This is a genomic window from Paracoccus bogoriensis (assembly GCF_019431455.1).
In the GTDB taxonomy this organism is placed as follows: Bacteria; Pseudomonadota; Alphaproteobacteria; order Rhodobacterales; family Rhodobacteraceae; genus Paracoccus; species Paracoccus bogoriensis.
Genome location: NZ_JAHYSR010000002.1, coordinates 42,344 through 62,899 on the forward strand (window position 1 = coordinate 42,344; position 20,556 = coordinate 62,899).

22 protein-coding genes are annotated in these 20,556 nt (G+C 62.5%); 11 read left to right on the top strand and 11 right to left on the bottom strand.

Features of this window, described 5'->3' with window-relative positions; genetic code table 11:
- Positions 1-3: 3 nt before the first annotated feature.
- From KY389_RS01265 to KY389_RS01300, 8 genes are all read right to left on the bottom strand, one after another.
- Positions 4-903, bottom strand: a complete 900-nt coding sequence (locus KY389_RS01265) for a ParB/RepB/Spo0J family partition protein (RefSeq protein WP_219828910.1) — start codon at positions 901-903, stop codon at positions 4-6.
- Positions 900-1,685, bottom strand: a complete 786-nt coding sequence (locus KY389_RS01270) for a ParA family protein (protein WP_219828911.1) — start codon at positions 1,683-1,685, stop codon at positions 900-902. Before KY389_RS01270 ends, KY389_RS01265 begins: the two co-directional genes overlap by 4 nt.
- A complete protein-coding gene (gene rsmG / locus KY389_RS01275) occupies positions 1,678-2,268 on the bottom strand; it encodes a 16S rRNA (guanine(527)-N(7))-methyltransferase RsmG (RefSeq protein WP_219828912.1) in 591 nt (196 codons plus the stop codon). Before rsmG ends, KY389_RS01270 begins: the two co-directional genes overlap by 8 nt.
- On the bottom strand, positions 2,265-4,130 hold the full coding sequence (gene mnmG / locus KY389_RS01280; RefSeq protein ID WP_219828913.1) for a tRNA uridine-5-carboxymethylaminomethyl(34) synthesis enzyme MnmG: 1,866 nt from the start codon (positions 4,128-4,130) through the stop codon (positions 2,265-2,267). The genes rsmG and mnmG overlap by 4 nt, the downstream gene beginning before the upstream one ends.
- Before the next feature lie 11 nt (positions 4,131-4,141).
- Positions 4,142-5,398, bottom strand: coding sequence for a tRNA uridine-5-carboxymethylaminomethyl(34) synthesis GTPase MnmE (mnmE, locus tag KY389_RS01285; protein ID WP_219828914.1), 1,257 nt, complete (start codon positions 5,396-5,398; stop codon positions 4,142-4,144).
- Positions 5,399-5,408: 10 nt separating this feature from the next.
- A complete protein-coding gene (gene rho / locus KY389_RS01290; protein ID WP_219828915.1) occupies positions 5,409-6,680 on the bottom strand; it encodes a transcription termination factor Rho in 1,272 nt (423 codons plus the stop codon).
- 129 nt (positions 6,681-6,809) lie between these two features.
- Positions 6,810-7,256, bottom strand: a complete 447-nt coding sequence (locus tag KY389_RS01295) for a CopD family protein (protein WP_219829019.1) — start codon at positions 7,254-7,256, stop codon at positions 6,810-6,812.
- 21 nt (positions 7,257-7,277) lie between these two features.
- Positions 7,278-7,520: a hypothetical protein gene (locus KY389_RS01300; protein WP_219828916.1), complete on the bottom strand. Its 243-nt coding sequence runs from the start codon at positions 7,518-7,520 to the stop codon at positions 7,278-7,280.
- A gap of 220 nt (positions 7,521-7,740) precedes the next feature.
- Here KY389_RS01300 and KY389_RS01305 point away from each other — a divergent pair, with 220 nt between their 5' ends.
- The 4 genes from KY389_RS01305 (at position 7,741) to KY389_RS01320 (ending at position 10,831) form a co-directional block, all read left to right on the top strand.
- Complete coding sequence (locus KY389_RS01305; protein WP_219828917.1) at positions 7,741-8,586, top strand: shikimate dehydrogenase; 846 nt, start codon at positions 7,741-7,743, stop codon at positions 8,584-8,586.
- The gene (coaE, locus tag KY389_RS01310) at positions 8,583-9,170 is read left to right on the top strand and encodes a dephospho-CoA kinase (protein WP_219828918.1); all 588 of its coding nucleotides are present in this window, start codon (positions 8,583-8,585) and stop codon (positions 9,168-9,170) included. The genes KY389_RS01305 and coaE overlap by 4 nt, the downstream gene beginning before the upstream one ends.
- Entirely contained in the window at positions 9,163-9,864 is a 702-nt protein-coding gene (gene dnaQ, locus KY389_RS01315; RefSeq protein WP_219828919.1) for a DNA polymerase III subunit epsilon, read from the top strand. Before coaE ends, dnaQ begins: the two co-directional genes overlap by 8 nt.
- An 82-nt stretch (positions 9,865-9,946) precedes the next feature.
- Positions 9,947-10,831, top strand: coding sequence for a YihY/virulence factor BrkB family protein (locus KY389_RS01320; RefSeq protein ID WP_219829020.1), 885 nt, complete (start codon positions 9,947-9,949; stop codon positions 10,829-10,831).
- On the opposite strand, the gene KY389_RS01325 is transcribed toward KY389_RS01320, so the two are convergent.
- Positions 10,832-11,635: a response regulator gene (locus KY389_RS01325; RefSeq protein ID WP_219828920.1), complete on the bottom strand. Its 804-nt coding sequence runs from the start codon at positions 11,633-11,635 to the stop codon at positions 10,832-10,834. It abuts the gene before it with no gap.
- A 131-nt stretch (positions 11,636-11,766) separates the two neighbouring features.
- On the opposite strand from KY389_RS01325, the gene KY389_RS15235 reads away from it, so the two are divergent.
- From KY389_RS15235 to KY389_RS01360, 7 genes are read left to right on the top strand one after another with little or no spacing between them, the layout of a single operon-like run.
- On the top strand, positions 11,767-11,877 hold the full coding sequence (locus KY389_RS15235) for a NepR family anti-sigma factor (protein ID WP_343222881.1): 111 nt from the start codon (positions 11,767-11,769) through the stop codon (positions 11,875-11,877).
- Positions 11,878-11,914: 37 nt separating this feature from the next.
- Positions 11,915-12,481 carry an RNA polymerase sigma factor gene (locus tag KY389_RS01335; protein ID WP_219828922.1) on the top strand — a complete coding sequence of 189 codons (567 nt, stop codon included), beginning with the start codon at positions 11,915-11,917 and terminating at the stop codon, positions 12,479-12,481.
- Positions 12,482-12,492: 11 nt separating this feature from the next.
- Positions 12,493-14,277, top strand: coding sequence for a sensor histidine kinase (locus KY389_RS01340; RefSeq protein WP_219828923.1), 1,785 nt, complete (start codon positions 12,493-12,495; stop codon positions 14,275-14,277).
- A gap of 38 nt (positions 14,278-14,315) precedes the next feature.
- Positions 14,316-15,041 carry a paraquat-inducible protein A gene (locus KY389_RS01345; RefSeq protein WP_219828924.1) on the top strand — a complete coding sequence of 242 codons (726 nt, stop codon included), beginning with the start codon at positions 14,316-14,318 and terminating at the stop codon, positions 15,039-15,041.
- Positions 15,038-15,709 (top strand): paraquat-inducible protein A, encoded by a 672-nt coding sequence (locus KY389_RS01350; RefSeq protein WP_219828925.1) that lies wholly within the window; start codon positions 15,038-15,040, stop codon positions 15,707-15,709. Before KY389_RS01345 ends, KY389_RS01350 begins: the two co-directional genes overlap by 4 nt.
- On the top strand, positions 15,709-17,763 hold the full coding sequence (locus KY389_RS01355; protein WP_219828926.1) for a PqiB family protein: 2,055 nt from the start codon (positions 15,709-15,711) through the stop codon (positions 17,761-17,763). Before KY389_RS01350 ends, KY389_RS01355 begins: the two co-directional genes overlap by 1 nt.
- A 1-nt stretch (position 17,764) precedes the next feature.
- Positions 17,765-18,397 (top strand): PqiC family protein, encoded by a 633-nt coding sequence (locus KY389_RS01360; RefSeq protein ID WP_219828927.1) that lies wholly within the window; start codon positions 17,765-17,767, stop codon positions 18,395-18,397.
- Here KY389_RS01360 and KY389_RS01365 read toward each other — a convergent pair.
- Both KY389_RS01365 and KY389_RS01370 read right to left on the bottom strand, forming a co-directional pair.
- On the bottom strand, positions 18,394-19,173 hold the full coding sequence (locus tag KY389_RS01365) for an inositol monophosphatase family protein (protein ID WP_219828928.1): 780 nt from the start codon (positions 19,171-19,173) through the stop codon (positions 18,394-18,396). The two genes, KY389_RS01360 and KY389_RS01365, sit on opposite strands and share 4 nt — an antisense overlap.
- On the bottom strand, positions 19,160-20,524 hold the full coding sequence (locus KY389_RS01370) for a TldD/PmbA family protein (protein ID WP_219828929.1): 1,365 nt from the start codon (positions 20,522-20,524) through the stop codon (positions 19,160-19,162). The genes KY389_RS01365 and KY389_RS01370 overlap by 14 nt, the downstream gene beginning before the upstream one ends.
- Between the last annotated feature and the right edge of the window lie 32 nt (positions 20,525-20,556).

Genomic DNA, 20,556 nt, shown 5'->3' on the forward strand with positions numbered 1-20,556 from the left:
GTGTCAGTGGCCTCCCAATAGCTGACATAATTTATCGAGCTGGTCGAGATCCTTATAGGTGATGATGACCTGGCCGCCATCCATGCCCGCATGGCGGATCTGGACGCGCATCCGAAGATTGGCAGACAGATCGTCTTCCAGCGCACGGGTGTCGCTATCGCCGGCTTCCGCTTTTGGCTTGCGTGGGCGCGGAGCCTCCGAGGCTTCGCCTTGGGCGAGCTTGCGGACCATATCCTCGGTCTCGCGCACGGAGAGGCCCTTTTCAATGACCTTGCGCGCCAGGTGTTCCGGGTTCGGTGCCGTGACCAGCGCCCGGGCATGACCGGCTGTCAGCCGACCTTCCTTGACAAGTTCCTGAACGGGCTGGGGAAGGTTCAAAAGGCGCAGAAGATTGGCGATATGGCTGCGGCTTTTGTTCAAGGCCTCGGCCAGACGTTCCTGTGTGTGGCCGAACCGCTCCATCAATTGCTTGAATGATGCAGCTTCCTCGATCGCATTGAGATCGGCGCGTTGGATGTTCTCGATGATCGCAACCTCGAGCATCTCGGTGTCCGAGAATTCGCGGATGATCACCGGCAATTCGTGCAATTGCGCCATCTGTGCTGCACGCCAGCGGCGTTCACCCGCAACGATCTCGTAAAGATCCTTGTCGCGCGGATGGGGCCGGACGATCAGTGGCTGAAGGACACCTCTGCTCCGCAGCGATGCGGCGAGCTCGTTCAACGCCTCTGGGTCAAAATTACGGCGCGGCTGGTTTGGGTTGGCTGTAATCTGCTCGATCGGTAGCGTCACACGCTCACGCTCTGGTCGGTTTGTTGCAGGATCGTCAACCACTGCTATGTCAGCCATGAGCGCCGAGAGGCCGCGCCCGAGCCCGCGCTTGATGGATTTGGGATCAGTCATGAAACAACCTCTGGCAATTTCAGTCGTGCCGCAAACTCGGCCGCAAGTTGGCGATAGGCCAGACTTCCCTTGGATTGCGGATCATAGTTCAGCACCGGCATGGCGTGAGAGGGCGATTCCGAGACACGAACGTTGCGGGGAATGACGGTCGCATAGACAAGATCGCCGAGGGTCGCCCTGGCATCCGCTTCGACCTGCTGGGACAGGTTGTTGCGGTTGTCGGACATGGTCAGCACGACACCATTGATCCGAAGCGTCGGATTTGCGCTGGAGCGAACCTCGCGCACCGTGGTCAACAACTGGGACAGCCCCTCGAGGGCGTAGAACTCGGCCTGAAGCGGGACGAGCACCGCGTCAGCAGCGACCATGGCATTCACTGTCAGAAGGCCAAGCGCAGGAGGACAGTCAATCAGGATAATGGTTTCAGCGGGTGCGGATCGCAGAGCCTGAGACAGCAATCGCAACCGATCACTTCGCTGTGAAAGTTGAGCATCCGCGGATGACAGATCAGACGTTGCCGGAACGATAGAGAGGCGGGGAAAAGCAGTCGGACAGCGTCCTGCCTGCAGAGTGACATCCCCCGTAAGCAGGTCAAATGAGGACAGGGAGCGCTTTTTGGGATCAATTCCAAGACCAGTCGATGCATTCCCCTGTGGATCGAGGTCGATCAGAATGACCTCATGCCCCATTTCCGAGAGGGCTGCACCAAGGTTGATTGCTGTGGTAGTCTTCCCTACCCCGCCCTTCTGGTTGGCAATGGCCAGAATGTGAGCATCAGGCATCGTTGATGTCCCTCAGGTTGAGAATTGCGGCCTCGGGGTCTGTTCTACTGGTAAACGCTTGGCAACTGAAACGCCAGTGTTTCGCAGCTTCATCGACCTCTTCTTGCCATTTTCGTCCCTTGAACAACCACGCCTGCCCTTGCGGGGCAAGATGCCTCTGCACATAAGGCAAAAGCTTGTCGACAGGTGCAAGCGCGCGGGCGGAAAGATAATCCGCATTCTGAGGTTGAAGCTGCTCGATCCGGCATCCGCGGACCCCAACCTTCGTCAGCGACAGCTCGCGAATAGCCGAGCGAAGAAAAGCGCATTTTCTCAAGTCGCTTTCCACCAACGAGATATGGAGGTCGTTTTCGGCCCATACAATCGCAAGGACAAGACCCGGCAGACCGCCACCGGAACCGATATCGAGCCAGGTTCCGTGTGGGTTTTTCACGTGATCAACGAGCTGGAGGCAATCCTTGATATGGCGGTTTTCGAGTTCGGCCAGGGTAGAAGATGCGACAAGGTTGATCGCTTGATTCCACTTGCGCAGAAGGTCTCCGTACAACTTGAGCCGCTGTTCGGTTTCACGTGAAACAATCATGCGGAATGTGCCTTGGCGCTGCGTTTGGCGGCAAGGAGAATAACAGAAAGTGCCGCAGGGGTCATGCCCTCGATTGCGGCGGCCTGCGCAAGAGTAGCGGGCCGATACTCGGCAAGCTTGCGCGCCAGTTCTGCGGATAGGCCGCCGATCGAGGCGTAATCAAGGCAGGCCGGCAAAGCAATTCGCTCATTCTGCCTCAATGCCTCGATGTCCCGCTGCTGCCGATCCGTATACTGGGCGTAAATCGCGTCATTGCGGATCTGTTTCCAGGTTTCGGCAGATATAGCCGGCAGAGACGGGCACAACTTGGTGACGATGGCTTGCGATAGATCGCCCGATCCGATGAGAGTAAAGAGTGATCGCTTTTGCCCATCTTGCCGTTTCTCAATACCTGCCTTGGCCAAGTCGCTCGGGCTGAAAAACGCGGCCTCCAAGGCCCTTCGAGCATTGGTATAACGAGATTGTCGATCAACGAAAGCGCTCCGTCGCTCGTCCGATACGCAGCCAATGCGGATCCCGATGGGTGTAAGGCGTTGATCAGCATTATCCGCGCGAAGCGATAACCTGAATTCTGCGCGAGAGGTGAACATGCGATACGGCTCGGTAACGCCTTTGGTCACAAGGTCGTCCACCATGACCCCGATATAACTGTCGGAGCGGCTGAATATGATTCCCTGCGATTCACCAAATGCATATAGGGCCGCATTGAGGCCTGCGACCACACCCTGTGCGGCAGCCTCTTCATAGCCCGTGGTGCCGTTGATCTGCCCTGCCAGAAAAAGTCCAGCCGCTGCCTTGACTGCCAGTCTGTGGTCCAAGGCCCGAGGATCGACATAACTATATTCGACGGCATATCCAGGCTGAACAATCTCAGCTTGCTCCAGTCCGCGAATCGAACGGACGTAGGCCAGTTGCACATCCTCGGGCAGAGATGTCGAAATACCATTAGGATAGACCAATTCAGATGCGATTCCCTCAGGCTCCAGAAAGACCTGGTGCGACGTCTTGCCTGCAAACCGCGTAACCTTGTCTTCGATGGATGGGCAATAGCGGGGCCCACGACCGGAAATATGTCCGCCGTACATCGCCGAGTGTTGGATATTTTCCGAGATGATACGATGTGTCTCCGGATTCGTATGCGTTATGGCGCAGGACACCTGTGGTGCCTCTACGCGCGTGCTGAGATACGAAAACAGCGTAGGTTCATCGTCACCAGGTTGTTGCTCCAGTTCGTCCCAATCAATACTATTTCGGAGCAGTCTAGGAGGGGTTCCTGTTTTAAGCCGACCAAGTGGGAGATCGAATCGCCGCAGAGATTCGGCCAGTCGATTTGAAGACGCGCCACCCAAACGGCCGGCAGCACTGCTTCGATCGCCGATATGGATGCGGCCGTCAAGGAATGTGCCAGTCGTCAGGATGACTGCGCCAGATTCGAACTGCCCGTGTTGCTCAAGTTCGACCCCTGCGACTCGTTTACCGTCGATTATCAACGAGATGACCTCATCAACAATCAACTTTACATTGTCGTATTCGGCAAGCAGACTGATCGCATGTCTCTTGTAGAGAGCCCGGTCCATCTGGGCGCGAGGCCCCTGAACTGCGGGCCCCTTGCTTCGATTGAGCAATCTGAACTGAATCCCTGCCTGGTCAGCGATTTTGCCCATGACACCATCGAGTGCATCCACTTCCCGCACCAAATGCCCTTTTCCGAGTCCGCCTATGGCCGGATTGCACGACAGCGTTCCAACATCTTCTGCACGCATCGTCACCAGAGCAACCCGCGCCCCCATGCGGGCAGCCGCCGCCGCCGCCTCAACCCCCGCATGACCGGCCCCGACAACAATGACATCATAGTGTTTCACGTGGAACACTCCTACTTCCCGATGCAAAATTGTTTGAATATCACGTCCAGATAATCTTCCGAACTGATTCGGCCAAGCAAACGGTCAAGTGATGTCGCCGCAGACCTGATCTGTTCAGCGGCCAACTCCGCTGGAAGAGAAGCCAGATTCGAAAGGGCGAGAGCAGCCGCCTCGATCTCTCCCCGTTGTCGCTCATGGCTTATTACGCCTGCCTGACTGACGCGCTGTTTCAATAGCTCAGAGAGTTCGTGAAGCAGCGCATCAAGGCCCTCTCCCGTTACCGCCGAGATACCGCCTTGCCCGCCAATGTCGGCTTTACTTCGCACCACAAGATCCCCGGTCTGCCACAAATCAGCAACGCGACGCCCGTCCGGCGAGAGATGAATTCGCAAATCCGCAAGCTGCGCGCGCTCCTTGGCCAAGGCTATTCCGATTTCCTCGACCCTATCCGCAGCGTCACGGATGCCTGCTGTATCCAAAAATGTCACAGCCAAGCCGTTCAAGTCATAGCGCAACTCGATCACATCGCGGGTCGTCCCGGCAACCTCTGACACAATCGCCACTGTCCGGTCAGCCAACCGGTTCATCAATGTGGATTTTCCGGCGTTGGGTGGCCCGATGATCGCGACCTCAAAACCCATTCTCACGCGTTCTGCAGCGACAAAGCCTGACAATTCACGCTGGAACTCGGCGACCAGCTGATCGGTAAGCGCAAAAACCTCGGTCGGGATCTCGTCGGGCACATCCTCATCGGCAAAATCAATGCTCGCCTCGATCAAGGCACCCGCCCTGACCAACTTTTCGCGCCAGCCAGCAGCCCGCCTTGCAAATTCGCCACTGGCAGTTCGCATCGCAAGCTGCCTCTGCGAATCGGTCTCGGCAGCCAACAGATCGCCAAGTCCCTCGACCTCCACCAGATCCAAACGTCCATTCAGCAAGGCACGCCGGCTGAATTCACCCGCATCGGCCAATCGCGCACCACCTCGTTCGAGGGCGCGCGCGACGCGACGCACGACCACAGGTGCGCCGTGAAGATGCAATTCGACAGATTCCTCACCCGTAAAACTGGCACCCGGGTCAAAGCGAACAAGAACCGCTTGGTCAAGCGCCTCGCCCTCTTCCGCCAAAGTCCGCAGATACATGCGCCGCGCCTCGGGTAACGCCCCGCCAAGACGCTCTGCCAGTCGCCGCGCGCCATCGCCGCTTAGCCTTATAATGGAAATGCCACCCCGCCCGGGCGGAGTGGCTTCAGCATAAATCAGGTCCATTTAAGCCTCGTCAGGCGTTCATAGAATCGAAGAATTCCGCGTTGCTCTTTGTCTGCTTCAGCTTCGAGATCAGGAACTCGATAGCATCCGTGGTGCCCATCGGGTTGAGGATACGCCGCAACAGATAAGTTTTCTGCAGATCTTTCGCATCAACCAGCAGCTCTTCCTTCCGCGTCCCGGATTTGAGAATATCCATCGCCGGGAAAACGCGCTTGTCTGCAACCTTACGGTCCAGGACGATCTCGCTGTTCCCCGTGCCCTTGAATTCCTCGAAGATGACCTCATCCATGCGCGAACCGGTATCGATCAGCGCTGTCGCAATGATGGTCAGGCTTCCACCCTCCTCGATATTCCGCGCGGCGCCAAAGAATCGCTTGGGCCGTTGCAGCGCATTCGCGTCAACACCGCCGGTCAGAACCTTCCCCGAGCTTGGCACGACCGTATTGAACGCCCGACCAAGTCTGGTGATCGAATCAAGCAAGATAACAACATCTCGTTTGTGCTCGACCAAACGCTTGGCCTTTTCGATCACCATTTCCGATACCGCAACATGGCGGCTGGCCGGCTCGTCGAAGGTCGAGGATATGACTTCGCCCTTCACCGAACGCTGCATGTCGGTGACCTCTTCAGGACGTTCATCAATCAGCAGCACGATCAGATAACATTCCGGGTGATTGCGCTCGATCGAATGTGCGATGTTCTGCAACAGCACGGTCTTGCCCGTGCGCGGAGGCGCGACAATCAGCGAACGCTGCCCTTTTCCGATCGGAGCGACCAGGTCGATGATCCGTGCGCTGCGATCCTTGATGGTCGGATCCTCGATCTCCATCTTCAACCGCTCGTCAGGATAAAGCGGTGTCAGGTTGTCAAAGGCCACCTTGTGGCGCGCCTTTTCGGGATTCTCGAAATTGATCCGCTCGACCTTCGTCAGCGCAAAATAGCGCTCATTCTCGCCGGGTGCCCGGATCACGCCTTCGACCGTGTCGCCGGTGCGCAGCGAGTGCTGCCGGATCATATCCGGGCTGACATAGATGTCGTCTGGACCCGGCAGATAATTCGCTTCGGTCGAACGCAGAAAGCCGAAACCGTCCTGAACAACCTCCAGCACGCCTTCGCCTCCGATTTCCCAGCCTTCCTCGGCATGTTCCTTGAGGATCGAGAACATCATCTCGCCCTTGCGCATCGTCGAGGCGTTTTCGATTTCCCATTCCTCTGCCATCGACAGCAGATCGGCGGGGCTCTTGGCCTTGAGATCGGACAGGTTAAGGCGTTCTTCGGTCATGCGTCTGCAATCTTTCACTGGCGCTGGCCGAAGCTGCGCAAGGAGGATGATCGTCGGAGAGTCCCGCACCGGACGGTCAGGTTTGACGGCGCACATACGCGCGAACCGGCTCCGAGTCAATCTTGGGCATCAGAACTTGATGATCACCGCACTGACAATTGCCACCATCAGCAGCGTCGGCACCTCGTTCATGATCCGGTAATGGCGTCCCTTTCTTGGCTCGCCCGTTGTCAGCCGGCGCGTTTCGCGCACGCACCAGACATGAAATGTCGTCATCCCGAGAACACCAGCCGCCTTGACCCAGGGCCAGGCGAAATCCCAGCCAACGATACCGGGAACCGCGACCAGCGTCAGCCCGCTCAGCCACGTGGCGATCATTGCGGGACGCATGATCAGACGCATCAGCTTGTCTTCCATGATGACGAAGCTCGCCACAGGCTCGGTCTGACCGGCGTTTCGTTCCGAATGATAAACGAACAGACGCGGCAGATAGAACAGCGCTGCCATCCAGGCGATCACGGCCATCACGTGAAATGCCTTCACATAGGGATAGGCCAGCACAAGCAAGTCCATCATCAGAACCTCTTTCGTTTTCATTCAAATATAAGAAGGAAAGAAAAGAATGTTGTAGATGTAGGCTCTGTGCACAGCGGGATTGCGGCACAAGACCGGCAGGCATCCCCAGATCTGGCCGATGTGGACATATTTCGGAAATCCCTGCAACAGAGAAAAAAAATCTTTTGGATTCAATATCCAATACTGTGGATAAGTTCGTGGACGAAACGCGGCGGCCTGATTTGTCCACATATCCTTTGGATTAGGGCGATGCTTCTTCCACATGTGGATCGCCTTGTGGTGTTCCTGCTTTGTCTGTCGCGATCTCGGCGCTTCTTCGTGCCGAAGCCGATTCCTGCCCATGATTCGACCCGATTCCTGCGCAGATTCGTCCACAGGCTGCGCCGTCCTTGCCACAGGGCGATCACTCTGCGCGCTCGGCAGGCTTTTTTCCCATGCCGAAGCCGCTTAACCTGCCGTCATGTCAGCACGTTCAGAGAACACGATGTCAGCAGCGGTCCCTATCCGACACGCACCCCTGGCCGGGGTGATAGGAATGCCGATTGCACATTCCCGCTCGCCCCGACTGCATGGGCATTGGTTGCGCCGATACGGTTTGCCGGGGCACTATGTTCCGATCCCTGTCCTGCCCGAACATCTGGCCGAGGTGCTTCGCGTCCTGCCACAGGCGGGTTTCGTTGGGCTGAACGTCACGATTCCGCACAAGGAGGCCGTTCTGACCCTGGCCGACACCGTGACCGATCGCGCGGCCCTGATCGGGGCGGCCAACACGCTGATCTTCCGCCCTGACGGCAAGGTTCACGCCGATAACACCGATGGCTACGGCTTTATCGCCAATCTCCGTCAGAACGCCCCCGACTGGCAGCCCGAAGCCGGCCCCGCTGCCATCATCGGCGCGGGCGGTGCTGCGCGCGCGGTCGTTGCCTCGCTTCTCGATTCCGGTGTCCCCGAACTTCGGATCGCCAACCGCACCCGGCTGCGGGCCGAACAGATCAAGGCCGAATTCGGTGCGCGCCTTGTCGTCTATGAATGGGCGCAGCTGGGCAACATGCTGGACGGGGCGGCGACCGTGGTGAACGCGACCTCTCTGGGGATGGAGGGCAAACAGCCGCTTCGTGTGCCGCTGGACGCATTGTCGCCTGATGCCTTGGTCACTGATCTGGTCTATACGCCGCTGATGACCCCCCTTCTGACCGAAGCGCAGCAACGTGGTTGCCGCATCGTGGACGGGCTTGGAATGCTGCTGCATCAGGCCGCGCCCGGTTTTGAACGATGGTTCGGCCACCGACCCGAGGTCGATGACGAAACCCGCCAGGTCGTTCTGGAATGAGCTTCCGTCTGGGCTTGACCGGCAGCATCGGCATGGGCAAATCCACCACAGCCGCGATATTCCGTGATCTGGGTTATCCGGTCTGGGATGCCGATCAGGCGGTCCATCGGCTCTACGGTCGGGGAGGTGCGGCCGTTCAGCCCCTGCGGGAAGCCTTTCCTGGCTGCATCACCGGCGAAGCCGTGGACCGTGGTCTTCTGAAACAGGCTCTGATTGCCGATCCGGGCGCCTTGCCGCGGCTTGAGGGAATCGTTCATCCGCTGGTCGCCGCAGACCGGGAAACCTTCATCGCTGACCACCGCGACGCCCCATTGATCGTCCTGGACATCCCCCTGCTGTTCGAGACGGGTCGCGACCTCTCGCTTGACGGCATCGCCGTGGTCTCGACCGATGCCGAAACGCAGCGTGCCCGTGTTCTGGCGCGGCCCGGCATGACGCCGCAGATGCTGGACATGATCCTGTCGCGCCAGATGCCAGATGCCGAAAAACGCGCCCGCGCCGATTGGGTCATTCCAACCGATGACCTCGCCACCACCCGACAGGCGGTCCTGTCCCTGATCGAGGATATCCGTTCCCATGCGTGAGATCGTCCTGGACACCGAGACCACAGGTTTCGACGCCGAAGGCGCCGATCGCATTGTCGAGATCGGCGCGCTGGAACTGGTCAATCACCTGCCGACTGGCCGCAGCTTTCATGTCTATATCAATCCCGAACGCGCCATGCCCAAAGAAGCGTTCGAGGTTCACGGCCTTGGCGATGACTTCCTGCGCGACAAGCCGACATTCGCGCAGGTGGCACGGGATTTCCTGGACTTCATCGGCCCGGATTCGCGGCTGGTGATCCATAACGCTACCTTCGACATGCGCTTCCTGAACGCGGAACTGACCCGCGCGGGCCATCCCGCCCTGCCCATGGCGCGCGCGGTGGACACTCTTGAAATCGCCCGACGGCGCTTTCCCGGTGCGCCGGCCACGCTCGACGCCCTGTGCCGACGCTTCGGTGTGGATAATTCCGGCCGAGAGCTGCACGGTGCCCTGCTGGATTCCCAATTGCTGGCCGAGGTCTATCTGGAACTGGTCGGCGGACGACAGCCCGATCTGGTTCTGGTCGGGCCGGCGGGCGGGCCATCCGACGCGCCTGGCCTGCGGATGCAGAGCCGAGGTCCAAGGACTCGCCCCCTGCCCTCCCGCCTGACCCAGGCCGAAGCGGAAGCCCACGCCGCCTTTGTCGAGAAACTGGGCGACGGCGCGGTCTGGCGGCGTTTCGGCGACGCGTGATCCCGGCACGCCACGCCACCATTGCGGCCCGGCCCTATCCTCCGGCATGGTCAGAAAAACAGAGCAGAGGCCGATATTGACGATGCTGCGCGAGTTCTGGTCCTTCTGGGCCGCGATCCTTGAACGGATGGACAAGACCCACATGACGCTGATTGCGGCGGGCGTGGCCTTCTACGCCATGTTCGCCGTCTTTCCCGGACTTGGCGCCATCATCGCCTTGTGGAGCCTCTGGTTCGATCCGGCGGTCGTGTTGACCTATCTGGATGTCGCGCATGAATTCATACCCGACGGTGCCGCCGAGATCGTGGACGACCAGGTTCTTTCCCTGACCCAGGGCGGGCAGACCGCCATAGGCTGGACCTCTTTCCTGTCCTTCCTGATTGCGACCATCGCGGCGCGGGCAGGGGTGGATGCGCTGATCCGGGGATTGAACGCAGCTTACGGTGTGCGTGCGCATCCCACGATCTTCGGCTTCATGCTGGCCTATCTGCTGACGCTGGTAATCGTCGGCATTTCCCTGGCGGGTCTGGCCACCATCGTGATCGTGCCCATCCTTTTGAACTTCTTCGTCTTTGCGCCGGTGCGCGGATTACTGGTCACTGCCTTGCCTTGGGCCGGCATGTTCGCGCTGGTCATCGTGACCATCGGCATCCTTTACCGCTATGGGCCGAACGTGAAGACGCCGCGCACGCCGATCTTTACCGTAGGTGCGTTCTTTGCCGCGCTGCTCTGGTCGGCAGGCTCGATCGCCTTTTCGGCCTATCTGTCCAGCTTCAACAGCTACAACCGCATCTACGGTTCGATCGGAACCGTTGTGGCGCTGCTCATGTGGTTCTATCTGGCGGGTTTCTCGGTCCTGCTGGGCGCGCTCATCAATGTCGAACGCGCCCGCCGACGCCGGATAAACGAGGTCCGTGCCCTGCGTCGGCAGGCCGATCAGGCCGCACAGAACGGTGTCAGACAGTAATCAGGCTTCCAGCCCTTCGGTCGAGGCGAAGAACATCGCCTGACTGACGGCGGAACGCACCTGCTCCTCGCTGTAGGGTTTCGAGATCAGGAAAGCCGGCTCGGGCCGCTCTCCGGTCAGCAGACGCTCGGGGAAAGCGGTGATGAAGATGACCGGAATGTCGCCCATGTTGCGCAGCAACTCGTTGACCGCTTCCAGACCGGACGAGCCGTCGGCCAGCTGGATGTCGGCCAAGATGAGGTCGGGGCGATGTTTGCCGGCAAGCTCGATGGCTGCGGCATGTGTGCGCGCGACGCCCGTGACCTCGTGACCCATCGCCTGGACGATGCCTTTCAGGTCCATCGCGATGATCATCTCATCCTCGATCACCATGACCTTGCCGCGGATCGCGTTGCCCATTTCGTTCAGCGCGATCTGCACCAGTTCCTCGGCCTCGGACGGCTCGACCTGCATCACGCGGGCAATCTGATCGGGGCGCAATTCCTCGATGGTGCGCAGCAGCAGCGCCTCGCGGGAATTGGGCGTCAGGTTGCGCAGGTGATCCTGGGCGCGCCGTTCGCGCGAGGACAGGTCGTGATCCTCGACCGGCTGGCCCGAGCTTTGCCAGATGACATGAAAGGCGCGGAACAGGCCGATTCGGATGTCATCTTCGTTCTCCAGAACCGAACGGTCGGTCAGGATGGCCTCCAGCGTGGCGGCGGCGTAGTTGTCGCCAGCGGTTTGACTGCCGGTCAGCGCACGCGCGTAACGGCGCAGAAAGGGCAGCTCGCGCCCGATGGATTGGGCCAGATCGGCAGCAGTCATGGAACGGTCCTCATATTTCGCAACTTGCAAGGAACTAACCTGACGACCTATCGGTTGCATCACGTGCGCACAAGAGTTTCAGGATCAGCAACACGATGCCAGGCAAACGCGACGACCGTCGGAGAGCAGCGGTGGAGAAGCAGATAGACGAAAACCTGAAGCGGGTTTACGAACAGGACGTAACTGACGAGATCCCCGACCGCTTTCTGGAACTGCTTCAGAAGCTGAAAGAGCAGAAATGAGCTCCGGCGCGACAGCGTTTCGGCACAAGGCCATCCGATGAATAACCCCCTTCAGGACGATCCGCGGGATCAGCTGGTTTCTCATCTGCCGGCGTTGCGGGCCTTTGCCCTGTCGCTGACGCGAGAGGGCGCGGCGGCCGACGATCTGGTGCAGGATACCATCGTCAAGGCCTGGACCAACATGGACAAGTTCCAGACGGGCACGAACCTGCGTGCATGGCTGTTCACGATCCTGCGCAATACCTTCTATTCGTCGCGCCGCAAGACCCGGCGCGAGGTCAGCGACACCGACGGGTTGCACGCCGCGCGGCAGGCGACCAAGCCCGATCACGACGGTCGCCTGGCCATGAACGATTTCCGCGCGGCCTTTGCGCTTCTGCCGGACGAACAGCGCGAGGCGCTGATCCTTGTCGGGGCTTCCGGCTTCTCATACGAGGAAGCGGCCAGCATGACCGGCGTCGCCGTCGGCACGGTCAAGTCGCGCGCCAATCGCGGGCGCCGCAAGCTGGCAGAACTGCTGCACCTCGCGGATGGAGAGGAAATGCAGATGACAGACCAGGCCACGCTTGCCGTCATGGCGCAGAACCACGCTGCGTCCCGCTGAACGGGGCGCATATGCGAAGGATTACCGAACGGCTGGACTTCACGCGTCGCCTGGGCTTTCGCCTGGGCGCTCTCTTGTCCATCGCCATCCTGCCGATCGGTCTGATCTCGTTGCTCCAGAACCTGCACCTGTCGCGCGAAGCCGAACGCAACGCCGAACTTGCCCTGCTGAGCCGCACCGCGTCGGCAGCCGCGGGCGAACGCGTCTTGCTGCAAAGCGCCATGCGGTCAGCCGAGGCGCTTGGCCCGGCTGTGCTGGATACGCTGGACCAGCCGCGGCGATGTTCCGAGCTGATGGGCAATTTCGTACAGCGAAGCGCCATCTATGTGGCTGCGGCCTTCATTCCCGCCGATGGCATGGCGCGTTGCATGTCTGACGCCGACCATGTCCCGCCGATGGATCTGGGCGCGCTGATTTCAGGCATGGTTGAGCGGCCGATGACGCATGTCATTTCGCTTCGCGAAGGTCCGATCAGCGGCCAACCCGCGGTGGGCGTGTTTCAACCCCTGTTCGATGGCTCGCGATTCCTGGGTTATACCGCGCTCTCGATCAGCCAGGATCTGCTGCGCTCGACCCATCTCTCGGATGGCCTCACCGAAGGGGCGCATGTCGTCAGCTTCAACATCCAGGGCGAATTGCTCACCTCGGACAGCGTGCTGGGCACGACAGCGGCCTCGATCCTGCCGCGCGGGCTGGATCTGGCGGCCTTGGCACGACAGGCCGAGACCTCGTTCCGCGCTTTGTCCGAAGGGGGCGAACGGCGCGTCTTTACCGTCGTTCCAGTCGTTCCGGATCAGGTTTATGCTTTGGGATCATGGACCCCGCGCATGGCGGGATTCGGTGTGTTCCAGCTATCGCGCGTGGGTGCCATCGTCCTGCCCGTCGCGCTTTGGGCTGTTTCCCTGGCGGTTGCCTACCTGGCGGTGTTCCGCCTGGTTCTGCGCCATATCAGCGTGTTGCGCGGCCAGATGCGCCGTTTCGCCATCGGCGCCCGCGACACCGCGCCCCCGGTGCTGGAGAATGCTCCGACCGAAATCGCGGATGTCAGTCAGACCTTTCACAACATGGCCCGCATCCTGATCCGCGACGAAGAGGCGATGGAGCGTGCCGTCGCCGAAAAGACCGTCCTGTTGAAGGAAGTCCATCACCGGGTCAAGAACAATCTGCAGCTGATCGCCTCGATCATCAACATGCAGGGCCGCCTGATCGATGACCAGGATGCCAAGCGCGTGCTGCGGTCGGTCCAGGACCGGGTCGCGGCGCTGGCGACGATCTATCGCAATCTTTATCAGGCCGAACAACTGGACGCGGTGCAGGCCGACACGCTTCTGGGCGATATCATCGGGCAGATGGGCACCAGTGCCGCCGCAAGCGGGCGTGATCTGGACATCCGCACCCGGATCGATCCGCTTCGCATGGTGCCCGACCAGGCCGTTCCCCTGACATTGCTGGCGACCGAGGCCTTCACCAACGCGCTGAAATATGCCCGCCCCCGCCCCGGCGAGGATCGTGCTGTCGTTACCGTCACTCTAAGCGAGCCCAGGCCGGGCATCGGACATCTGGAAGTGACGAACTCGGTCAGCGAACAGTCGAAGGCCAGGGTCGGAACCGGTCTGGGGACGCAGTTGATCGAGGCTTTCGCCATGCAGCTTGAAGCGCAGGTCGAACATGATGCAACAGAAGGGATGCACCGCATCGCGGTCAGCTTCGATCTGGCGCGCGTCAGCCAGCCGACCGGTCAGGATCCGCGCAAGGTGGTGCTGACATCGGCTGCGCGGGCGGGGTCGCGTCACTAGCCGCTTGCGTCCACGAGGAACGGGCCTATCATTCCGCAATGAGCACCGAACCCTCGTATGATCTTGCGACCGGCCGCGGCCTGATCGCCTGTCCCAGCTGCGATGCCCTGCACTTGCGCGAGGACATGGCCCCGGGCGAGACCGCGCGCTGCATCCGCTGTGGCCATGTCCTGGCCAAGCCGCGCGAAGGTGCGTTCGTCCAGCTGATTGCGCTGGCCTTCACGTCGATGGTGCTGTTGATCGGGGCGGTTTTCTTCCCCTTCCTCGAGGTTTCGACATTCGGCTTCGGCAATGCCAGTTCGCTTTTCGACGTGGCGCTGGCCTTCGCTGACGGGGTGCTGCTGCCGCTGGTCATCGCGGTTCTGGCGATGATCATCGGCCTGCCCATCGCGCGGGCCTTTCTGCTCGTCTATACGCTGGCCCCGCTGGCGCAGGGCCGCCCGCCCTACCGCCACGCGGCCACCGCGTTCCGCTGGTCGGAAGCGCTGCGCCCCTGGTCCATGGCCGAGATCTTCGTGATCGGCACCGCCGTCGCGCTGGTCAAGGTCGCGGGTCTGGCCTCGGTGCATCTGGGCCCAGCGTTCTGGGCCTTCTGCGCGCTGATCTTCGTCAATCTGGCCAGCCGGTCCTTCATGTGCCGCACGTCGATCTGGGACGCGCTTGAGCAATCGGGCCAGGCCGTCGATGACCGCGATCCTTCCGGCACCTCGTCCGAGGTGCAGCACCGCCCGGCCAGCCTGGCCGATCCGCAGGCCGGTGCATGAGCGCGCCGACCGAGCCGCAATCGCCGGTCCTGACCGCTCATCGCGCGGGCCTGATCGGCTGCCGGTCCTGCGGGCGCGTCTGGCCGCAGCAGGAAACCCATTGCCACCGCTGCGGAGCCGAACTGGTGCCGCCCGACCGGCGCGGGCTGCAAGCGGTTTGGGCCTGGCTGATCGCGGGGCTGATCGCCTATATCCCCGCCAACGTCTTTCCGATGATGAGCACCCAGACCTTTGCCGGGCTGGCGGGCAATTCCGAAGCGACGATCCTGGGTGGGGTGATCGAGCTGATCCATTACGGCAGCTGGGACATCGCGATCATCGTCTTTGTCGCCTCGATCGTGGTGCCGGTCGGCAAGTTCATCGCCATAGGCTGGCTGGCGATGGTTGCCGGGCGTCCCGCGAATGTGGAGCAGGCGCATACGCGGCTGAAGGTCTATGAGGTGGTCGAGTTCATCGGTCGCTGGTCGATGATCGACGTTTTCGTGGTGGCGATCCTGTCGGCGCTGGTGCAACTGGGCTTCGTGGCCTCGATCAAGCCCGGCCCGGCGGCGGTGTCCTTCGCGCTGTCGGTTGCTTTCACGATGCTTTCCGCGCAAAGCTTTGACGCGCGGCTGATCTGGCGCGGCCTGCCGCTGCGCAGTCGAGCCGCGACCCACAGGACTGAATGATGAGCGATACCCCTCCGCCTCTGAAACCGGCCAGCCCGGTCCGCAAGACCGCCGTCCGCGCGGCACAGGCCGGGGTCAATGTCATCTGGCTGGTGCCCATCATCGCACTGGTCGTCACGCTGGGCATCGCCTGGAACGCCTTTCGCGACCGGGGCATCCTGATCCAGATCGAATTTGCAGACGCCACGGGCATCACCGCCGGCGAGACGACACTACGCTTCCGCGAGATCATCGTGGGCCGGGTCGAAGCCGTGCAATTCACCCCCGATCTGGGGCGGGTGGTCGTCGATGTCCGTGTCAACCGCGACATCGCGCAATATATCGACGACGAAGCCAGCTTCTGGATCGTGCGCCCGCAGGTCACCGCGCAGGGGGTGACGAGGCTGGACACGGTGCTGACCGGCGCCTTTATCGAAGGGTATTGGGACGCCGATGTCAGCGAGCCCGCGACCCGCTTCGTCGGGCTGGACCGTCCGCCCCTGATCCGCAACGACCAGCCCGGCACCTGGGTCACGCTGGCCATGGACCAGGCCGACGGGTTGAACGAGGGCGCGCCGGTCCTGTTCCGCGGCGTCGCGGTGGGTCGGATCGAGAATATCCGCCTGGATCCCGGCTCGGACCGCGTGTTGGCCGATGCCTTCGTCCAGGCACCCCATGATGGCCGCCTGACCAGCGCCACGGTGTTCTGGGACACGTCGGGCTTTTCGCTATCGCTTGGCGCACAAGGTCTGTCCTTCAACGTGAATTCTCTGGCCTCGATCCTCCAGGGTGGCGTAGCTTTCGACACGCTGGCCAGCGGCGGCCGCCCGGTCGAGCCGCAGCAGGTCTTTACCGTGCAGCCCGATGAAAGCACGGCCCGCAACCTGCTGTTCAGCGCCGAGGATGACAGCCAGCCCCTGATGCTGGGCATGATCATCGACGATTCCCTGCGCGGCCTGACCCGCGGCGCCGATGTCCAGTTTCAGGGCCTGCGCGTGGGGCAGGTGAACAATCTGGCCGTCATCACCACCGAAGGGCCGGGCGGGCGCCCGGAACTGCGCCAGCTTGTGACGCTGGCGATCCGGCCCGGCCGTCTGGGACTGGCCGATGATGCCGACCCGGCCGAGGCGCTGGCCTTTCTGACCGCAGCGGTCGAGGACGGTCTGCGCGCCCGCGTTGCCAGCGCCGGTTTCCTTGGCACTTCGCTGATCGTGGAACTGGTCGAGATCTCCGATGCGCCCCCTGCGACCATGGATCTTGCTGCCCAGCCCAACCCGCTGATCCCCTCGGTCGAGGGCGATATCGAGGATTTCTCGGCCAGCGCGCAGGGCTTCATCGAACGCATCGGCCGCCTGCCGATCGAGGAATTGATGAACTCGGCCCGCGACATGCTGGACAGCATCACCGCGATCGCCAGCGATCAGGACACCCGCGCCATCCCCACCGCCCTGCGCGAGGCGATCGAGGATGGCCACCTGGCCCTGTCGGACCTGTCCGCGATCACCACACAACTGCGCGAGAACAACAGCGGCGAAACGCTGGCCCAAGCGCTCGAGGATGCCTCGGCCGCATTCCAGGCGGTGTCCGAAGCCGCCGCCGATGTCCCCGAGATGGTCGGGCGGATCGACGCCGCCGCCGCTGCGGTCGAGGAGTTCGGCTTTGCCGAGGTCAGCGCCCAGGTCGAGGGTATCCTGGCCGATCTGCGTGCCATGCTGGGTAGCGAGGATGCCGAACAGCTTCCGCGCAACCTGTCGAACACGCTGGAAGCCGCGACCGGCCTTCTGAACGACCTGCGCGACGGCAATGCGGCGGGCAACCTGAACAACGCGCTGCAATCGGCCAGCAATGCGGCGGACGAAATCGCCGCCTCGGTCCAGCAACTTCCGCAACTGATCCAGCGCCTTCAGCTTGCCGCCGCGCGCGCCGACGGGGTGCTGTCCAGCTATGGCGACCGGTCGGCCTTCAACAACGAGGTTATCGGCACCCTGCGCGAATTGCGCCGCGCGACCGAGGCTTTCGGCTCTCTGGCGCGCATGATCGAACGTAACCCCCGCGCCTTCATTCTGGGACGCTGACATGACCAAGACCATTGCCCTGTTTCCTGCCGCGCTGCTGGCGATTGGTGCCTGTTCCAACCCGGAAAAGACCGCGCGCCATCTGATCGACCCGCCTACGGCCGGAATTCAGGTGCCCGACCGGCTGGGTTCGGCGGTGCTGAAGGATGTGGTGCTGCCGCAATACGCGTCCGACCAGGAAGTCGCGTTCCAGACTGCCGATGGCGCGGTGCGGTCGAACCCGGACAATCTGTGGGCCGACAATCCCGGTCGGGCTTTCACGACCACGCTGGCCCGCGCGATCACCGAGGTTTCCGGTGCGACCGTGATCGGCGAGCCTTGGCCGCTGGCCCAGCCCCCGCGACGCGAGATCGAGGTGAGAGTCGAACGGGCCCTGGCGCAGGCCAATGGCATCTATCGGCTCAGCGGTCGCTATTTCGTGGCCGATGGGGCGGGCGGAGGCGCGAACCATGCGCGCAGCTTCAACATCAGCGTGCCGATGGCGGCGCAGTCGCCTGCCGCGACGGCGGCCGCGCAAAGCCAGGCCATCGCGATCCTTGCTCAGCAGATCGCCACGCTGTCCGGGCCGGGAAGCATCATCGCGACCAGCGCGCCTTCGGCCAGCGACCCCTTCGCCCTGCCGCCGCTGTTCTAGGCCAGCGCCTCAAGCAAGGCGCCATGCAGGCGGTGGCCTGCGACGATCAGCCCGTCCACCATCGCGCGCGGGCTGTTGAAGCGCATCAACCCGCCGCGCCGATCGGTCACGCGCGCGCCTGCGCGTTCTGCGATCAGCGCACCTGCTGCGATGTCCCATTCCCAGGCCGCGCGCAGCGACAGGGCCGCGTCGAAGCGCCCCTCGGCCGCAAGGCACAGCCGCCATGCCAGCGACGACCGGAATTCGCGGCGAAAGGGCGGCATGATGCCGCCGCGCCAGTTTGCGGCCTCAGTCACGGCGCGATAGGTCAGGACGCGAGCGCCCTCGATTCCGGCATCGGATGGTCGGATCGGCTGGCCGTTCAGCAGCGCCGGACCGTCCGCATGGGCGGCATAGGTCAGGCCCTGCGCGGGCAGATGGACCACCGCCGCGACGATCCTTTCGCCGCGCGCTACGGCCAGCGAATGGGCGAAGCCGTCCTGCCCGTCGATGAAGGCGCGGGTGCCGTCGATCGGGTCGATGATAAAGCAATATTCGGCGTCCAGCCGCGCCGGATCGGATTCGGATTCCTCGGAGAGCCAGCCATAGCCGGGGCGCGCGCCCATCAGCCGCGCGGCAAGCGCGTCGTTCACGGCCAGATCGGCCTCGGTCACGGGGCCTGCGCCCTCGCCCTTGTCCCAGGCTCTGGGATCACGCCGCCAATAGTCAAGCGCGATCCGGCCTGCCTGTTCGGCGGCCTCGGATAACAGCGCCAGATCGGCCTCAGGCGCCGGCAAGCGTCATGCCCTCGACCAGCAGGCTGGGAACCTCGATTCCGCGCCAGGGCAATGCGTCATCGGCGGCGATCATGGTCCGCAGCATGTCGCGCAGATTGCCCGCAATGGTGCATTCGTTGACCGGATAGGCGATCTCTCCGTTCTCGACCCAGAAACCGGCCGCCCCGCGCGAGTAATCGCCGGTCGTCGGATTGATCGAGGCACCCAGCATCGAAGTCACGACCAGCCCGCGCCCCATCTGCGCAATCAGCCCCTGCTGGTCGCCCTGTCCGGGTGTCAGGATCACGTTGGAATGGCTGGGCGCGGGGGCCGAAGCCAGGCCGCGCGCCGCCGATCCGGTGCTGGCCATGCCCAGCTTGCGCGCCGAGGCCAGATCCAGCGTCCAGCCCTTCAGCACACCCTTTTCCACGATGGCGCGGCGCTGGGTCGGCAGCCCTTCGGCGTCGAATGGCCGCGAGGATGCATAGCGCGGGCGCAGCGGATCCTCGATCAGGTCCATGCCCTCGGGCAGGATCGCCTCGCCCAGATCGCGGCGCAGCCAGCTTGCGCCCCGCGCGATGGCGCTGCCATTCACCGCCGATAACAGATGCCCGATCAGCGACCCGGCGACCCGCACATCATACAGGATCGGAAAGGCGCCCGTGGGCGGCTTCCTGGCGCCCGCCCGCGCCAGCGTGCGTTCGGCGGCCAGAAGGCCGATCTCTTCGGGCTGCGGCAGATCGGCGGCAAAGGTGCGGGACTCGCCGGCATAGTCGCGTTCCATCTGCAGCCCGTCGCCGGTGATGGCCACGACCGACAGCGCATGGCCGGTGCGCGCATAGCCGCCTGAAAAACCGTTCGAGGCCGCCAGCCACATCCGCCTGTGGCTGTAGCTGGCATTGGCGCTTTCGACCTGGCTGATGCCCCTGACCGCCAGGGCGGCGGCCTCGGCGCGCAGGGCCATCTGCTGCAACCTGGCCGGTTCGGGTTCGGGCGCGTTTTCGGCCAATTCCAGCCCTTCGGCATTGCGGCGAGGGGATAGCTGGTCAGGATCGGCCAGACCGATCGTGTCGTCCACCGGCGCCTCGCGCGCCATCGCGACGGCGCGTTCGGCCATCCGGGCAATCGCCTCGGTGCTGTGATCCGAGGACGAGACCGCCGCCTGCCGCCCGCCGATCAGGACGCGCAGGCCGATTTCCAGCCCCTCGGCGCGTTCGGCCTGTTCCAGCGCGCCGGCGCGCACGTCGATGCTGACCGAACGGCCATCCACCGCCAGCGCGTCGGCCTGATCGGCGCCAGCGCGCTGTGCGGCCTCGATGAGGGTCTCGGCAAGGCGGCGAAGACGGTCGCGGTCGGGGGTCTGGATCGTCATGGTCGAGGCTCGAGTCCGGTTCTGGGGCGCGT

Bases quoted from the DNA above. Each gene is read 5' to 3' on its own strand.
- KY389_RS01265 (WP_219828910.1), bottom strand. From the start codon at position 903: ATGACTGATCCCAAATCCATCAAGCGCGGGCTCGGGCGCGGCCTCTCG.
- KY389_RS01270 (WP_219828911.1), bottom strand. From the start codon at position 1,685: ATGCCTGATGCTCACATTCTGGCCATTGCCAACCAGAAGGGCGGGGTA.
- rsmG (WP_219828912.1), bottom strand. From the start codon at position 2,268: ATGATTGTTTCACGTGAAACCGAACAGCGGCTCAAGTTGTACGGAGAC.
- mnmE (WP_219828914.1), bottom strand. From the start codon at position 5,398: ATGGACCTGATTTATGCTGAAGCCACTCCGCCCGGGCGGGGTGGCATT.
- rho (WP_219828915.1), bottom strand. From the start codon at position 6,680: ATGACCGAAGAACGCCTTAACCTGTCCGATCTCAAGGCCAAGAGCCCC.
- KY389_RS01295 (WP_219829019.1), bottom strand. From the start codon at position 7,256: ATGATGGACTTGCTTGTGCTGGCCTATCCCTATGTGAAGGCATTTCAC.
- KY389_RS01300 (WP_219828916.1), bottom strand. From the start codon at position 7,520: ATGTGGAAGAAGCATCGCCCTAATCCAAAGGATATGTGGACAAATCAG.
- KY389_RS01305 (WP_219828917.1), top strand. From the start codon at position 7,741: ATGTCAGCAGCGGTCCCTATCCGACACGCACCCCTGGCCGGGGTGATA.
- coaE (WP_219828918.1), top strand. From the start codon at position 8,583: ATGAGCTTCCGTCTGGGCTTGACCGGCAGCATCGGCATGGGCAAATCC.
- dnaQ (WP_219828919.1), top strand. From the start codon at position 9,163: ATGCGTGAGATCGTCCTGGACACCGAGACCACAGGTTTCGACGCCGAA.
- KY389_RS01320 (WP_219829020.1), top strand. From the start codon at position 9,947: ATGCTGCGCGAGTTCTGGTCCTTCTGGGCCGCGATCCTTGAACGGATG.
- KY389_RS01325 (WP_219828920.1), bottom strand. From the start codon at position 11,635: ATGACTGCTGCCGATCTGGCCCAATCCATCGGGCGCGAGCTGCCCTTT.
- KY389_RS01335 (WP_219828922.1), top strand. From the start codon at position 11,915: ATGAATAACCCCCTTCAGGACGATCCGCGGGATCAGCTGGTTTCTCAT.
- KY389_RS01340 (WP_219828923.1), top strand. From the start codon at position 12,493: ATGCGAAGGATTACCGAACGGCTGGACTTCACGCGTCGCCTGGGCTTT.
- KY389_RS01345 (WP_219828924.1), top strand. From the start codon at position 14,316: ATGAGCACCGAACCCTCGTATGATCTTGCGACCGGCCGCGGCCTGATC.
- KY389_RS01350 (WP_219828925.1), top strand. From the start codon at position 15,038: ATGAGCGCGCCGACCGAGCCGCAATCGCCGGTCCTGACCGCTCATCGC.
- KY389_RS01355 (WP_219828926.1), top strand. From the start codon at position 15,709: ATGAGCGATACCCCTCCGCCTCTGAAACCGGCCAGCCCGGTCCGCAAG.
- KY389_RS01360 (WP_219828927.1), top strand. From the start codon at position 17,765: ATGACCAAGACCATTGCCCTGTTTCCTGCCGCGCTGCTGGCGATTGGT.
- KY389_RS01370 (WP_219828929.1), bottom strand. From the start codon at position 20,524: ATGACGATCCAGACCCCCGACCGCGACCGTCTTCGCCGCCTTGCCGAG.